General features: G+C 68.7%; 14 protein-coding genes and 1 other RNA gene. 8 read left to right on the forward strand and 7 right to left on the reverse strand.

The window, feature by feature from the left end; genetic code table 11:
• Window positions 1-68: 68 nt before the first annotated feature.
• Both thrS and yidD read right to left on the reverse strand, forming a co-directional pair.
• Window positions 69-2,003 (reverse strand): threonine--tRNA ligase, encoded by a 1,935-nt coding sequence (gene thrS / locus ACP7AB_RS05165; protein WP_425989454.1) that lies wholly within the window; start codon window positions 2,001-2,003, stop codon window positions 69-71.
• Between the two features lie 13 nt (window positions 2,004-2,016).
• The gene (gene yidD / locus ACP7AB_RS05170; RefSeq protein ID WP_425989281.1) at window positions 2,017-2,286 is read right to left on the reverse strand and encodes a membrane protein insertion efficiency factor YidD; all 270 of its coding nucleotides are present in this window, start codon (window positions 2,284-2,286) and stop codon (window positions 2,017-2,019) included.
• Window positions 2,287-2,384: 98 nt separating this feature from the next.
• Between yidD and ACP7AB_RS05175 the strand changes: the two genes are divergently transcribed.
• A complete protein-coding gene (locus tag ACP7AB_RS05175; RefSeq protein ID WP_425989278.1) occupies window positions 2,385-2,591 on the forward strand; it encodes a hypothetical protein in 207 nt (68 codons plus the stop codon).
• 13 nt (window positions 2,592-2,604) lie between these two features.
• Here the strand turns inward: ACP7AB_RS05175 and ACP7AB_RS05180 are convergent, their stop codons facing one another.
• The gene (locus ACP7AB_RS05180; protein WP_425989275.1) at window positions 2,605-3,060 is read right to left on the reverse strand and encodes an iron-sulfur cluster assembly scaffold protein; all 456 of its coding nucleotides are present in this window, start codon (window positions 3,058-3,060) and stop codon (window positions 2,605-2,607) included.
• A 146-nt stretch (window positions 3,061-3,206) separates the two neighbouring features.
• Between ACP7AB_RS05180 and ACP7AB_RS05185 the strand changes: the two genes are divergently transcribed.
• Window positions 3,207-3,782 (forward strand): DUF4168 domain-containing protein, encoded by a 576-nt coding sequence (locus ACP7AB_RS05185; RefSeq protein WP_425989272.1) that lies wholly within the window; start codon window positions 3,207-3,209, stop codon window positions 3,780-3,782.
• 3 nt (window positions 3,783-3,785) lie between these two features.
• Here the strand turns inward: ACP7AB_RS05185 and ACP7AB_RS05190 are convergent, their stop codons facing one another.
• Window positions 3,786-4,619, reverse strand: a complete 834-nt coding sequence (locus ACP7AB_RS05190) for a tetratricopeptide repeat protein (RefSeq protein ID WP_425989269.1) — start codon at window positions 4,617-4,619, stop codon at window positions 3,786-3,788.
• A gap of 72 nt (window positions 4,620-4,691) precedes the next feature.
• On the opposite strand from ACP7AB_RS05190, the gene ACP7AB_RS05195 reads away from it, so the two are divergent.
• A complete protein-coding gene (locus ACP7AB_RS05195; protein ID WP_425989266.1) occupies window positions 4,692-6,083 on the forward strand; it encodes a leucyl aminopeptidase family protein in 1,392 nt (463 codons plus the stop codon).
• Here ACP7AB_RS05195 and ACP7AB_RS05200 read toward each other — a convergent pair.
• A complete protein-coding gene (locus tag ACP7AB_RS05200; RefSeq protein WP_425989263.1) occupies window positions 6,050-6,613 on the reverse strand; it encodes a hypothetical protein in 564 nt (187 codons plus the stop codon). The two genes, ACP7AB_RS05195 and ACP7AB_RS05200, sit on opposite strands and share 34 nt — an antisense overlap.
• 153 nt (window positions 6,614-6,766) lie before the next feature.
• On the opposite strand from ACP7AB_RS05200, the gene ACP7AB_RS05205 reads away from it, so the two are divergent.
• Entirely contained in the window at window positions 6,767-7,549 is a 783-nt protein-coding gene (locus ACP7AB_RS05205) for an NlpC/P60 family protein (RefSeq protein WP_425989260.1), read from the forward strand.
• A gap of 96 nt (window positions 7,550-7,645) precedes the next feature.
• Here the strand turns inward: ACP7AB_RS05205 and ACP7AB_RS05210 are convergent, their stop codons facing one another.
• A complete protein-coding gene (locus tag ACP7AB_RS05210; protein WP_426046110.1) occupies window positions 7,646-8,380 on the reverse strand; it encodes a c-type cytochrome in 735 nt (244 codons plus the stop codon).
• A 170-nt stretch (window positions 8,381-8,550) separates the two neighbouring features.
• On the opposite strand from ACP7AB_RS05210, the gene ACP7AB_RS05215 reads away from it, so the two are divergent.
• Complete coding sequence (locus ACP7AB_RS05215) at window positions 8,551-9,273, forward strand: 3-deoxy-manno-octulosonate cytidylyltransferase (protein ID WP_425989254.1); 723 nt, start codon at window positions 8,551-8,553, stop codon at window positions 9,271-9,273.
• A 167-nt stretch (window positions 9,274-9,440) separates the two neighbouring features.
• Here ACP7AB_RS05215 and nudC read toward each other — a convergent pair whose 3' ends face one another.
• Window positions 9,441-10,367 carry an NAD(+) diphosphatase gene (nudC, locus tag ACP7AB_RS05220; RefSeq protein ID WP_425989251.1) on the reverse strand — a complete coding sequence of 309 codons (927 nt, stop codon included), beginning with the start codon at window positions 10,365-10,367 and terminating at the stop codon, window positions 9,441-9,443.
• A 75-nt stretch (window positions 10,368-10,442) separates the two neighbouring features.
• Between nudC and ffs the strand changes: the two genes are divergently transcribed.
• From ffs to ACP7AB_RS05235, 3 genes are all read left to right on the forward strand, one after another.
• An RNA gene (gene ffs, locus ACP7AB_RS05225) (signal recognition particle sRNA small type) lies at window positions 10,443-10,536 on the forward strand.
• Window positions 10,537-10,689: 153 nt separating this feature from the next.
• Window positions 10,690-11,091 (forward strand): DUF3597 domain-containing protein, encoded by a 402-nt coding sequence (locus ACP7AB_RS05230; RefSeq protein WP_425989248.1) that lies wholly within the window; start codon window positions 10,690-10,692, stop codon window positions 11,089-11,091.
• A 47-nt stretch (window positions 11,092-11,138) separates the two neighbouring features.
• On the forward strand, window positions 11,139-12,977 hold the full coding sequence (locus ACP7AB_RS05235) for a DNA polymerase III subunit gamma/tau (RefSeq protein WP_425989245.1): 1,839 nt from the start codon (window positions 11,139-11,141) through the stop codon (window positions 12,975-12,977).
• Window positions 12,978-13,033: the final 56 nt, after the last annotated feature.

Consider the following 13,033-nt stretch of genomic DNA (forward strand, 5'->3'; position numbering starts at 1 on the left):
TGATGCGCCCAGCGCGCGCACCCAAAAGGAGATCTGCGTCCGATGGTTCCTGTGTTCGGCAGCGGACTCTAGGCGGTCTTGAGCCGCTTCAGATCCGGCGGCGTGGCTTCGTCGGTCAGGATGCGGATGGCCTCCTCGACCGAGACGACCGTCTGCGCCTGCGACCCAAGACGGCGGATGGCGACCTTGCCTTCTTCCGCCTCCTGCCGCCCGACCACGGCGATGACCGGCACCTTGCCGACCGAGTGCTCGCGCACCTTGTAGCCGACCTTCTCGTTGCGCAGATCAGTCTCGACCCGCAGGCCCGCCGCCTTGAACTTCGCGGCGACGTCTTCCGCATAGCCGTCGGCGTCCGAGGTGATGGTCGCGACCACCGCCTGCACCGGCGCGAGCCACAGAGGGAAGGCCCCGGCGTAGTTCTCGATCATGATGCCGATGAAGCGCTCGAACGAGCCCAGGATGGCCCGGTGCAGCATGACCGGCCGGTGTTTCTGGCCATCCTCGGCGATGTAGGTGGCATCGAGCCGTTCCGGCAGGACATAGTCCAGCTGGATCGTGCCGCAGGTCCATTCGCGGCCGATGGCGTCCTTGACCACGAAATCGAGCTTGGGCGCGTAGAAGGCGCCGTCGCCCTCGGTGATGACCGGCTCGGTCCCGGCGGCGCGGGCGGCTTCCAGCATCAGGGCCTCGGCCTTGTCCCAGAACTCATCGGTGCCGGCGCGGTTCTCGGGCCGGGTGCCCAGGCTGATGTAGGCGGTCTGCATGTCCAGGTCGGCGTGAACGCTGCGGGCCAGCTTGATGAACTCGGCCGTCTCCTCGACGATCTGGTCCTCGCGGCAGAAGATGTGGGCGTCGTCCTGGGTGAAGCCGCGCACCCGCATCAGGCCGTGCAGCGATCCGGACGGCTCATAGCGGTGACAGGCGCCGAACTCGGCCATGCGCAGGGGCAGTTCGCGATAGGAGCGCTGGCCCTGATCGAAGATCTGCACGTGGCCCGGGCAGTTCATCGGCTTGAGGCTCAGTTCCTCGCCCTCGACTGTCTCGCAGACGAACATATTGGGCCGGTACTTCTCCCAGTGGCCGCTCTGTTCCCAGAATTTGCGGTCCAGCACCTGGGGCGTCTTGACCTCGACATAGCCGGCGGCGTCCAGGCGGCGGCGCATATAGGCCTCCAGCACGCGCCACAGAACCCAGCCCTTGGGATGCCAGAAGACCATGCCGCGGCCCTCTTCCTGCATGTGGAAGAGCTCCATCGCCTTGCCGACCTTGCGGTGGTCGCGCTTCTCGGCCTCCTCCAGACGGGTCAGATAGGCGTCGAGGTCTTCTTTCGTCGCCCAGGCGGTGCCGTAGATGCGCTGCAGCTGTTCGCGATTGCTGTCCCCACGCCAGTAGGCCCCGGCCAGTTTGGTCAGCTTGAACGCCTTGCCGACTGACTTGGTCGAGGGGAAGTGGGGGCCCCGGCACAGGTCGATCCAATCGCCCTGCCTGTACAGGGTGATCGTCTCCGTGCCCGGCAGGTCGCGGATCAGCTCGGCCTTGAACGCCTCGCCGCGCGCCTCGAAGAAGGTGATCGCCTCGTCGCGGTCCCAGACCTCGCGCTCGAACTTCGCGTCGCGATCGACGATCCGCGACATCTCCTTTTCGATGGCGGCGAAGTCGTCGGTCGAGAAGGGCGTCTCGCGGAAGAAGTCGTAGTAGAATCCGTCCTCGATGGCCGGACCGATCGTGACCTGGGTTCCGGGAAACAGCTTCTGCACCGCCTCGGCCAGCACGTGGGCCGCATCATGCCGGATGGTGTAGAGCGCCTCGGGGTCGTCGCGCATGATCAGGCGGAAGTCGCCGCCGGTCTCCAGCACGCGGTTCAGGTCGCGCTGCTCGCCGTTCAGTTCGGCCAGAACGGCCTTCTTGGCCAGCGACGGCGAGATGGCGTGGGCCACGTCCCGGGCGGTCGATCCGGCGGCATACTCGCGCACGGCGCCGTCGGGGAATTTCAGTTCGATCATCATGGGGTGTTCGTCACTTTTCGCTTTCGCGCGTCGGGGCGACGACGCTGCGTGGCGGAACCGGGTCATATCCCGACCCGCCGAAGGGGTGGCATTTACAGAGCCGACGCAGGGTGAGCCATCCCCCCTTGCGTAAACCATGCTGGATCAGGGCGTCGCGGCCATAGTCCGAACAGGTGGGCAGGAACCGGCACGACTGGCCGAAGAAGGGGCTGAGCGTCACCTTGTAGCCCCGATGGGCCGCGCGGACGCCGCGTTCGTAGAGAGTGCCGGGCGGGGTCACGACAGATTCTGCTTGCAATTTTCGTGTAACCGCGTCATGCTATACTTGTCTATATTTCTAGACAACTAAAAAAATGCATTTCAGATGGAGTTATATTTATGAGTGCTTGGATTAATCAGATTTTTCGTGCCGGACAAGTCAACCAAGGAAACGTTGTGCGCAGAAGTATGTTCGACGTTCAAAAATACGCCAGTGCTGCAGAACTCGAACAGGAAGTGAGAGCTAGAGGCTTTCATATGGCGCTGATCGGCAATCAATATGTGATCGTCTGCCATCCTAGCGGCGCCATTCAGCTTATCTGCTGACACGATCGCTTCGTTAGGCGGCGCCGGCGAGTCTAGTTCTAGCCATCATAGCTTGAGCTAAAGCGTCCAGCGTCGCCTCAAGGGCCACCATGGTGGAGGCATGCCGCGCCGGATAGTCGGCGACCTGCTTCAGCGCGCGCAGGCCCTCGAACCGGCCGTCCGGGCCTTCGCCGCCGGATTTCAACATCGACAGCATGGCGTCGCGGGCGGACTGCAGCTCTTCGGTCGTCGCGCCGATGACGACCTCGCCGACCACGCCCGCCGCAGCCTGACCCAGCGCACAGGCCTTCACATCCTGGGCGAAGTCGGCGATGCGGCCGTCCGCATCCAGCACGACATCGACCGTCGCCTTCGATCCGCACAGCTTCGCGACCCTTTCGCCCGTGCCTTCGGGCTCGGCCAGCCGGCCGGCGTGCGGCAGGTTGGCCGCCAGCGTCAGGATGCGCGTGCTGTAGAGATCGTCGATCATGCCCGTAGATATAGGCGCTGCGGCCTGTGCGGAGAAGACTGGGCGGTTACTCGCGCATCAGGTTCGGTGATTTGTCACCGGAACGATTGCCGGTTAGCGTTGCGCCGTTCCCGACACGAATGTCTTCAAAACGCCAAGGATACCGTATGCGCCTGACCCTGATCGCCGCCGTTTCCGCCGTCGCCCTGCTGGGTGGAGCCGTCCAGGCCTCCGCCGCCGCGCCGCTGACGACCGCAAGCCAGGCGACCGAATATTCCGATGCCCAGCTGCAGGCCTTCGGCGCCGCCATGGCCGCTGTCCGCGCCGCGTCTCCGACCGACGGTTCGGCCCCGACCGCCGAGCAGCAGGCCGCCATGGCCGCCGCCATCGAGGCCGCGGGCATGGACATCGCCGCCTTCAACGCCCTGGCTACGGCGGTCTCGACCGACGAAGTGCTCCAGGCGCGCCTCACCGTCGTCTCGACGCCGGAATCGCCGGCCGGTTCGGTCGCCGCCTCGGTGACCGACGCCGAGGTCGTCCAGTTCGGGGCTGCCATGACCGCCGTTCGCGCCGCCATGCCGGCGGGCGGCGCTGCGCCGACCACGGAACAGCAGGCCGCCATGGCCGCCGGCGTCTCGTCCTCGGGTCTGGCTCTGGATCGTTTCAATGCGATCGCCGGCGCAGTGGGCTCCGACGCCCGCCTGCGCGCCCGGCTCGAGCTCGCAGCCGTCCGGGGCGGCTGAAAACTATTGACCCTGTAGCGAGGACCAGGTCCGGACCAGGGCGGGGGAGGCGGTGTCGGTTTCGACCCCCGCCGTCGCCGGCCGGACCTGGTTCCTCAGCCATTCCAGATTGCGCTCGGCGGCTTCGGGCGGCAGGTCGCGGCGGATGATCTGTTCGGCTTCCGGGATCCTGCCCTGAAGTCCCAGGGCCATGGCGAGGTTCAGCCGCATCTGCAGCGAAGCGCCCGGCTGCGCCACCGCGCGACGCAGCAGCGTCTCGGCGCCGGCCGGATCGCCGCCGGTCATCTGGGCCATGGCGGCGTTGTTCATCACCTCGGCATTGTCCGGCGACAGGCGCAGGGCCTCGTTCCAGGCGGCGCGAGCGTCATCGGCGCGCCGCACCTGCTGATAGGCCACGCCCAGCAGCGATAGAGGCCGCCAGTCGCCGGGCGCCAGAGCTTTCGCCTGTTCCAGGGCCGCGATGCCGTAGAAGGCCTGACCCCGCGCGATATGGGCCCGCCCGATCTCCAGCATGGCGTCGACGTTCTGCGGCTGGGTCACCAGCACCTGCTGGGCGACGGTCGCGGCCTGTTCGTGCTGGCCCAGCTGACGCAAGGCCTCGGCCAGTTTCACCCCGGCGACCGGATCGGCCGGATTGACCTCGACCTCGCGCGACCAGAAGACCGAACGCGCCAGCGGGTCGAGACGGCCATAGGCGGCGCGCTGTTCGGCCGTGGCGGCCACGCGCGGGGCGGCGGCCTGTTCGGCCTGGGCCGAGGCGGGACCGGTCAGGGCCAGACCACCCACGAGGGTCAGGGCGATCAGGGCGATTGAGCTTGAGGCCCGGGTGCGCGACATGGGACGATCCGATCGGATTTCTGCCCCTCAAGAATCGGCGCTTCGCGTCAAGCATTGGTTAATAGTCGCCCCATGTCCGTGATCTCGCCCGATGCCCTCGTCCCCTCCGACAGCCCCGGGGCGGCGACCGCCACACCCGTCCGTTTCGTCGGGCCGAAGGCTGCGCTCGACGGCCTGGCCCAGGCCTGGGCCGGGCGGATGGGGTTCAGGGGCAAGGCGGGCGAGGTGCTGGTCGTACCCGGCGCGGACGGCGGCATCGATCACGTGCTGGTCGGGGCGGGCAAGACCTTCGATCCGATGAGCGCCCGGGCCCTTTCGGCCAGACTGCCCGAGGGCCTCTATCGGCTCGAGGCGGAACCCGAGGACGCCCGCGTCGCGGCCCTGGCCTTCCTCCTCGGGCGCTACGTCTTCGATCGGTACAAGACCCGGGAGCGGCCCAAGGTGCGGCTGGTCGCGCCGGACGGGCTGGATGTCGCCGAGGCTCTGCGCATCGCCGCCGCCTGCGCCCTGGCCCGCGAGATGGTCGATACCCCGCCCGCCGACATGGGCCCGCTGCAGATGGAGACCATCGCCCGCGAGATCGCCGAGGCCCACGGCGCCTCGATCTCGGTCATCACCGGCGATGACCTGCTGGAAGAGAACTATCCGGCCATTCACGCCGTCGGTCGCGCCGCCGCCCCGCATCGCGCGCCCCGGATCATCGAGATCGGCTGGAATCTGGACAAGACGGACCGGCCGTTGGTCGCCCTGGTCGGCAAGGGGGTGGCGTTCGATACCGGCGGGCTCGACATCAAGTCGGCGGCCAGCATGCGCAACATGAAGAAGGACATGGGCGGCGCGGCCCATGCGCTCGCGCTGGCGCGACTGGTCCTGCAGGCGGGCCTTGATTTGCGCCTCGTCGTGCTTGTCGCAGCGGTCGAGAACGCCATCTCCGGCGACGCTTTCCGGCCGGGCGACGTGCTGCAAAGCCGCAAGGGCCTGACCATCGAGATCGGCAATACGGACGCGGAGGGTCGACTGATCCTCGCCGACGCCCTTGCGCGTGCCGGCGAGCACGACCCCGACCTGACCCTGGACTTCGCCACCCTGACCGGCGCGGCGCGCGTCGCGCTCGGCCCGGAGTTGCCGCCCCTCTACACCGACGACGAGGCGCTGGCGGCCGACTTCGTGGCGGCGGCGGACGCCGTGCGCGATCCTCTGTGGCGGATGCCGCTGTGGCCCGGCTATCGCGCAGCGATCGGCTCGGACATCGCCGATGTTCGCAACGACTCGGCGGCCTGGGCTCAGGGCGGGTCGATCACCGCCGCCCTGTTCCTGCAGAAATTCGCCCCGACCAGCGGCGCCTGGGCCCATCTGGACGTCTTCGCCTGGAACAGCCGGGGCCGCCCGGGTCATCCCGAGGGCGGAGAGGCGCAGAGCCTCCGTGCCGCCTACGCCATGCTGAAGGCGCGGTACGCGGGCTGAACCGCCCATCCCGGGCCGTCGTCGTCGGCGGTCTTTCCGGTCGGTCGTGATGACGGCCTGATCGCCCGGCGGGCTCGGGCCGCGATCCTGCGCAGGATCGCCAAAACCTGTCGGGGTCGGGCGGTTGCCTGCGCCCGGATCGCTCTGAGCCCGTTCGTGGCCAGAATCGCGCCCGTGATCAGCAGGGCGTCGACGAACACCCCCACGTCAAACATCGCGAACCAAACCAGCGTATCGGGCAGCAGGAAGCTGAACAGCCGCATCCCGTCCGCCTCGAACAACAGGACCAGGACGAAACCGATCACCGCCAGCAAGGCATAGAAGGCGGCCTTGCCGCGATGGATCCGGTTCAACCGCCGCGCCGGCTCCTCGACCAGCCAGCGGTTCAGACCTCGCCCGATCCCGGTGTCCGGAAACCCCAGCATCACGATGACCACCGCCGTCATCAAACCCAGCACCAGCAGCATCGGCCCCTCCGCCATCACGTCGAACTGAACTGGCGTTCCTGGCCCGTGATTCAAGATGTCCACGGATCGGGCTCAAGCCGAGAGCCGGAGCCTGTCCTCCGGCCGATCGGAGATCGGACCGGGGCGCGGCGAGCGGTCGCGCACAAAAAAGCTCGCCATTAACGGGACTTTTGCCTTCGTCTGGCAGAAGTATGGGCCAACCGTCAGGGCCTTCGCTTGAACGACCTCCCGACCGACTTCGACGCCCGCACCATCCTCGCCCGGCCCGATCTGGCCGCGCAGGCGTTGGAGGGCCGCGTCCGGGCCGAGACCTTCCGTGCGACCGAGCCGATGCGCGGCGCCGTTCCGGTCGCCGATATCCACGCCGAGCCCGACACCGCCTCCGAACGGATCGACCAGCTTCTGCACGGCGAAATCTTCGACGTCCTCGACCGGCGCGGCGGACGCGTCTGGGGCCAGGCCCGTCGCGACGGGACGGTGGGCTGGATGGACGCCTCGGCGCTGGTTCCGCATGTCGGCCTTCCGACCCGCCGGATCGCTTCGGCCACGGCCGCCCTGCCGCTCAATGCGCTCGTCGACGACGCCTCAGCCGACAGTGAGCCCATCGGCGCGTTCGAGACCGATCCCGTCGCTGTGGCCGAACGCCTGCTGGGGGTGCCGCACAGCCTCGGCGCCCGCTCGTCTCTGGCCACGGATTGCTCCGGCCTGGTGCAGCAGGCCCTGTTCGCCTGCGGCCTCGCCGGTCCGCGCCATTCCGACGGCCAGGCCCAACTCGGCGTCGCGGTTTCGCGTGACCAGGCCCGGCGCGGCGACATCGTCGTCTGGCTGAACGTCTCCAGCGACCACAGCTGGACCGGTCATTCGGCCTTCATGCTGGACGAGACCCGCGTCATCCACGCCACCGGCTTTCACGGCGAAGTGACCCTCGAGGCTTTCGCCGAGGCCGATGCCCGCTATCTGGCCGACGGCTTCGAGCCCGCCGTCCTCCGGCGTCTCTGATCCAGCCTCCGCGCTCCCCGGCGAGACGGGTGTCCCAAACGAAACAGGCGGCCCCGGAGGACCGCCTGCTCGAAGCCTGAAATTTTGGCTAGGCCCTTAGTTCCCCGGAGCGGCGCTCGTCGCGGCCGGCGGAGCGACCGGGGTCGTCTGGGTCGGCGACGCGCCTGCGGCCGTGGCGTCGGTCGGAGCCGCGCCGGCGGGGCCGCCCGATCCGGCGGTGGCCGTTTCGGCGCCCGGGGCGACGGCGCCCTCGGCGGGAACTTCACCCTCGGCCGGAGCGGCGCCGGGCTGACGCGCGGGATCCGACGCGGGGATCGCAAAGCCGGCCGAACCCTGGCTGCGCAGATAGGCGATCAGATTGATTCGGGTCGGGGTGTCGCGCAGACCGGCGAACGACATCTTGGTGCCGGGGACATAGCGGTTCGGCGCAGTGATGAACTGGTCCAGTTCGTCATAGCCCCAGGCCGGGGCCGCGGCCTTGTGGGCGGCCATGGCGTCCGAATAGGCGAAGCCGGCGCGGTGCATGACCGGACCACCCACGACGCCGAACAGGTTCGGGCCGATGCCGTCGGCGCCGCCCGCGGCGATGTTGTGGCAGGCCTGGCAGCGCGCGAAGGCGGCTTCACCGGCGGCCAGGTCGGCGGCCGGCAGAACCATGCCCCAGTCCGGCGCCAGCTCGACCTCGGCGGGGCCGCTGGCGGCTTCTTCCGGCGCGTCGACGAAATAGCCCATCTTCTCAGGCGCGTGCGTCGCATAGACCGCGCTCGAAACCTGCTGGACCACCAGGATGGCGAACACCGTCCCCAGGCCCGCACCGAAAATCTTGTTCAACTTCAGATCGCCGCTCATCGCGTCGTCGCATCCCGCTTCTAGAGGCCCGGCCGGCTCGACAAACCGGGCGAAATCTTGATTGGCGGTCTCTTACACGCTAGCGCCGCCTTCGCAACCGGCCCCTGACCTCACTTTGAGCGTCCGGACGTCGCATGACCGGAAGGCCTGCCGTGACGCCTTTGATACTGATACCGACTCGCATGTCGGCGACCCGCCTTCCGGGCAAGCCGCTGGCCGATATCGGCGGCAAGCCCATGGTGATCCGGGCCTGGGAACAGGCCGTCCGGTCCGGCCTGCCGGTCGCCGTCGCGGCGGGCGACCAGGAGATCGTCGAGGTCATCGAGGCCGCGGGCGGACGCGCGGTTCTGACGGATCCGGCCCTGCCCAGCGGCTCCGACCGGGTCCTGGCGGCGCTGGAAGCGCTGGATCCCGACGGCGACTATGATTCGATCATCAACCTGCAAGGCGACATGCCGTTCGCCGACCCCGGCATCGCCACCGCCTGCGCGGCCCTGCTGCACGGCGAGCCGGGCTGCGACATCGCCACCCTGGTCGCGCCCGAAGCCGATGTCTCGGACCGGTCCAACGTCGATGTGGTCAAGGCGGTGCTGGCGATCGCGCAAGGCGAGAAACATGGTCGCGCCCTCTATTTCACCCGCTCGACCCTGTACGGCGACGCCCCCGTCTGGCGTCACATCGGCGTCTACGGCTACCGCCGCGAGGCCCTGAAACGCTTCTGCGCCGCCCCGCCTTCGCCGCTGGAGCAGCGCGAGAAGCTGGAACAGCTGCGGGCGCTGGAACTGGGCCTGTCGATCTGGGCGGCCGTGATCGACGCGGCGCCGATCTCGGTGGACAATCCGGCGGACCTCGAGGCGGCCAGAAAGTTGGTCTGACACGCAGTTTTCTCCCTCCCCCTCGGGGGAGGGTGGTCGGAGCGCAGCGAAGACCGGGTGGGGGCGGCAAGGCAAGATCACCAAGGCCTGTATCCGTGTCACCCTGCCGCCCCCACCCCGTCGCTGCGCGACGCCCCTCCCCCGAGGGGGAGGGAGAACGCGGTGCCCTATTCCACCTCGAACCCGTCCACCCAGGCCTGGATCAGCGTCCGGGCGATGGCGAATTTCGGCGGGGCCTTGATCTCGTGAGCGCCGGCCAGCACCGCGCGCGCCTCGTCCTTGGTCAGCCAGGCGACCTCTTCCAATTCGGTCATGTCCGGGGTCGCGTTCGCGTCCGACACCTCGGCGATCAGGCCGATCATCAGTTGCGACGGAAAGGGCCAGGGCTGGCTGGAATGATAGCGGACAGCCGTCACCGTCAGCCCCGCCTCCTCCTTGATCTCGCGGGCGCAGGCCTCCTCGATCGTCTCGCCGGGTTCGAGGAACCCCGCCAGGGCCGACATCCGCCCCGCCGGCCAGGCCGCCTGACGCCCGAGCAGGCAGCGCCCCTCGAACACCGGCAGCATGATGGTCACCGGGTCGACGCGCGGGAAATGTTCGACCGTGCAGGACGGGCAGACCCGCCGCCAGCCGCCCGCCGTCGATTTCGTCTCATGCCCGCAGTTGGCGCAGAACCCGTGCTTCCGCCGCCAGTCGAACAGCGACTTGGCCCCGCCCGCCATGGCCGCCTCGGCGCCCGACAGCACTGCCGCCGCCTCGCGCAGTCCGGTGAAGGCGCCCAGACCCTTGATCGGCCCCTCGGCCGGATCCGACGGTCCCTCGAACTCCACGGCGAACATCGGCGCGGACTTCCACAGCCCCAGGAAGACCTCGCGATCGGCGTCGCGGATCACCTCGCGCGCATGGGTCAGGGCCAGCCAGGCCAGGCGCGGCCCGTCGGCATGATCCTCCAGCAGCGGCTGCCCCTCCCAGAAGACCATGGCGAGCGCATCCGCGCTTTCGCCCTGTTCGACCAGCCATTCGGGCGTGTTGCGGAAGTCTCCGGCGCGGTCCAGCGGATTGCCGGCGAAGGTATTGAGGAGGGGAAGGGCCATGTCGGCTTCCTACCCGCCTTCTTCGCCGCCGGGGAGAGGTGCCTTGATCTCGCCGTCGCGATTCGCGATATGGACCTCGGAGATCGCGGGCGAAGGCTTCGCCAACCTGGTCAGGGCCGGAAGGCAGCAGCCACAACGAATTCCCCTTCGGGTCGCGGTCTCCACTTCCATTTGTGTTGCGCTACCGCTCGACGCGCGGCGTCTCGCTGCTTGAGCAGCATTTTAGTGCGCTAACGCTCGCGACGCGGTCGCTTGCTGCTTGAGCGCGGGAACCTTGGCCGCTCCCGTCCGCTCCCTTGGCCAGTTCAACCGGAGCGACCCCATGAGCATTCTCGGCAATATCCTCGGCAAGATCTTCAACCGCGACAAGCCGGCGCCCAGCGCTCCGCCCCAGCCCGCCCCGACCGCGACGCCCGTCCAGCCGCCGGTCACGACCGCCGCCGCCGTCGCGCCCCAGCCCGCCGAGCCCGTCGATGTCGCCGGCATCCTCGACTTCAAGAACAGCGTCCGCGACGAGAAGCTGAACTGGCAGACGTCGATCGTCGATCTGATGAAGCTGCTGGGCATGGAAAGCTCGCTGGCCGAACGCAAGGCACTGGCCGACGAGCTCGGCTACACCGGCGACACGTCCGACAGCGCGACCATGAACATCTGGCTCCACAAGCAGGTGATCCAGAAGATCGTCGACAACGGCGGCCAGTTGCCCCGCGATATGACGTCCTGATCGCACAAGGACTCTACGGACCGTCTTACACGCGGTAAGACGGTCCCATGACCGACGTCGACCTTGATTCCGGAGATCCGCCCTGGGCGGAAGACGACGCTCCCGAGCGCGACGAGAACACCGACGACATGTTCGGCGCGCCCGCCCCTGCGCCCGCCTCCGCGCCTGCTGTCGAAGCGAAACCTGTCAAACCCATCCCCGTCTCCACGCCCGCCCCGGTGGAAGGCGACCGTGAGGCCTATACCGTCCTCGCCCGCAAATACCGGCCGAAGACCTTCGAGGACCTGATCGGTCAGGAGGCCATGGTCCGGACCCTGACCAACGCCTTCGCCACCGGCCGCATCGCCCACGCCTTCATGCTCACCGGTGTCCGGGGCGTCGGCAAGACCACGACAGCCCGTTTGCTGGCCCGCGCCCTGAACAACGAGACCGACGTCATCGACAGGCCGTCTTTGACCCTGACCGCCTTCGGCCGCCACGACGCGGCGATCATGGCCGGCCAGCACATGGACGTCATGGAGATGGACGCCGCGTCCCACACCGGCGTCAACGACATCCGCGACATCCTGGAGAGCGTCCGCTACGCGCCGGTCGAGGCCCGCTACAAGGTCTATGTCCTCGACGAAGTCCACATGCTGTCGAACCAGGCCTTCAACGCCCTGCTGAAGACGCTGGAAGAGCCGCCGCCCCACGCCAAATTCATCTTCGCCACCACCGAGATCCGCAAGGTCCCGGTGACCATCCTCAGCCGCTGCCAGCGGTTCGACCTGCGCCGCGTCGAGCCGGAAATCCTCGTCGAACACCTGGCCCGGATCGCCGGCAAGGAGGGGATGAAGGTCGAGGATGACGCCCTGGCCCTGATCGCCCGCGCCGCCGAGGGCTCGGTCCGCGACGGCCTGTCCCTGCTCGACCAGGCCCTCGTCCAGGGCGAACGTGGCGAGCCGGTCGCCACCGACGTCGTCCGCGACATGCTGGGCCTGGCCGATCGCAGCCAGACCATCGCCCTGTTCGAACAGATCATGGCCGGGCGCACGCCCGAGGCCATCGAGACCTTCCGCACCCTCTACGGTTACGGCGCCGACCCGGTTCAGGTGACCAACGACCTGCTGGAACACTGCCACGCCGCCTCGGTCGCCAAGATGCTGGGCCCCAACGCCACCCGCCTGCCCAATGATCAGGCCCAGCGTCTGGCCGCCATGGGCGCGGCGGTCTCGGCCGGGACCCTGTCGCGGACCTGGTCGATGCTGCTCAAGGCCCTGGACGAGGTGCGGCGCGCGCCGTCCCCCGCTGACGCGGTCGAGATGGCCATCGTCCGCCTCGCCTACGCCGCCGACCTGCCCGGCCCGGAAGAGGCGCTGAAGAAGCTGCAGAACGGCGGCGTCCCCGGCGGCTCCGGCGCGCCGCGCGGCGGCGGGGGAGGGGGCGGAGCCTCGGCCCAGCTGGCCATGCGTCCGGCGGACCAGCCCAGCCTGCCCGATCCCCAGACCTTCGAGGCCGTCGTCGCCCTGATCGGCGAGAAGCGCGAGATCGCCCTGCAGATGGACGTGCAGCGCTACGTCCGTCCCGTGTCGTTCAAGCCCGGGACCCTGACCTACGAGCCGGTCGACGGCGCCCCGGCCAACCTCGCCACCCGCCTGTCCTCGCGGCTCAAGGACTGGACCGGCCGCCAGTGGTTCGTGGTCGCCAACGGCCAGGGCGGCGGCGAGACCCTGATCGAGGTCGAGAAACGCGGCCGCGCCGAGGACCGCGCCGAGGTCGAGGCCGATCCTTTTGTCATGGCGGTGCTGGCCGCCTTCCCCGGCGCCGTCGTCGGCGAGATCAGGACCCTGGCGCCCTCCGTCGAGATGCCGGCGATCCCGGATGAGGCGGATAGCGACGACGACTGACCCTCCCCAGGAGCGAAGCGAACGGGGGAGGGGGACCGCGCGAAGCGTGGTGGAGG

The sequence above is a fragment of the Brevundimonas sp. TWP3-1-2b1 genome, assembly GCF_049896165.1.
GTDB lineage: Bacteria > Pseudomonadota > Alphaproteobacteria > Caulobacterales > Caulobacteraceae > Brevundimonas > Brevundimonas subvibrioides_B.

What these genes read in the sequence shown, in the direction of transcription:
- ACP7AB_RS05195 (WP_425989266.1), top strand. Translation starts at nt 4,692, where the DNA reads ATGTCCGTGATCTCGCCCGATGCCCTCGTCCCCTCCGACAGCCCCGGG.
- ACP7AB_RS05230 (WP_425989248.1), top strand. Translation starts at nt 10,690, where the DNA reads ATGAGCATTCTCGGCAATATCCTCGGCAAGATCTTCAACCGCGACAAG.
- ACP7AB_RS05175 (WP_425989278.1), top strand. Translation starts at nt 2,385, where the DNA reads ATGAGTGCTTGGATTAATCAGATTTTTCGTGCCGGACAAGTCAACCAA.
- ACP7AB_RS05235 (WP_425989245.1), top strand. Translation starts at nt 11,139, where the DNA reads ATGACCGACGTCGACCTTGATTCCGGAGATCCGCCCTGGGCGGAAGAC.
- ACP7AB_RS05190 (WP_425989269.1), bottom strand. Translation starts at nt 4,619, where the DNA reads ATGTCGCGCACCCGGGCCTCAAGCTCAATCGCCCTGATCGCCCTGACC.
- thrS (WP_425989454.1), bottom strand. Translation starts at nt 2,003, where the DNA reads ATGATCGAACTGAAATTCCCCGACGGCGCCGTGCGCGAGTATGCCGCC.
- ACP7AB_RS05185 (WP_425989272.1), top strand. Translation starts at nt 3,207, where the DNA reads ATGCGCCTGACCCTGATCGCCGCCGTTTCCGCCGTCGCCCTGCTGGGT.
- nudC (WP_425989251.1), bottom strand. Translation starts at nt 10,367, where the DNA reads ATGGCCCTTCCCCTCCTCAATACCTTCGCCGGCAATCCGCTGGACCGC.
- ACP7AB_RS05180 (WP_425989275.1), bottom strand. Translation starts at nt 3,060, where the DNA reads ATGATCGACGATCTCTACAGCACGCGCATCCTGACGCTGGCGGCCAAC.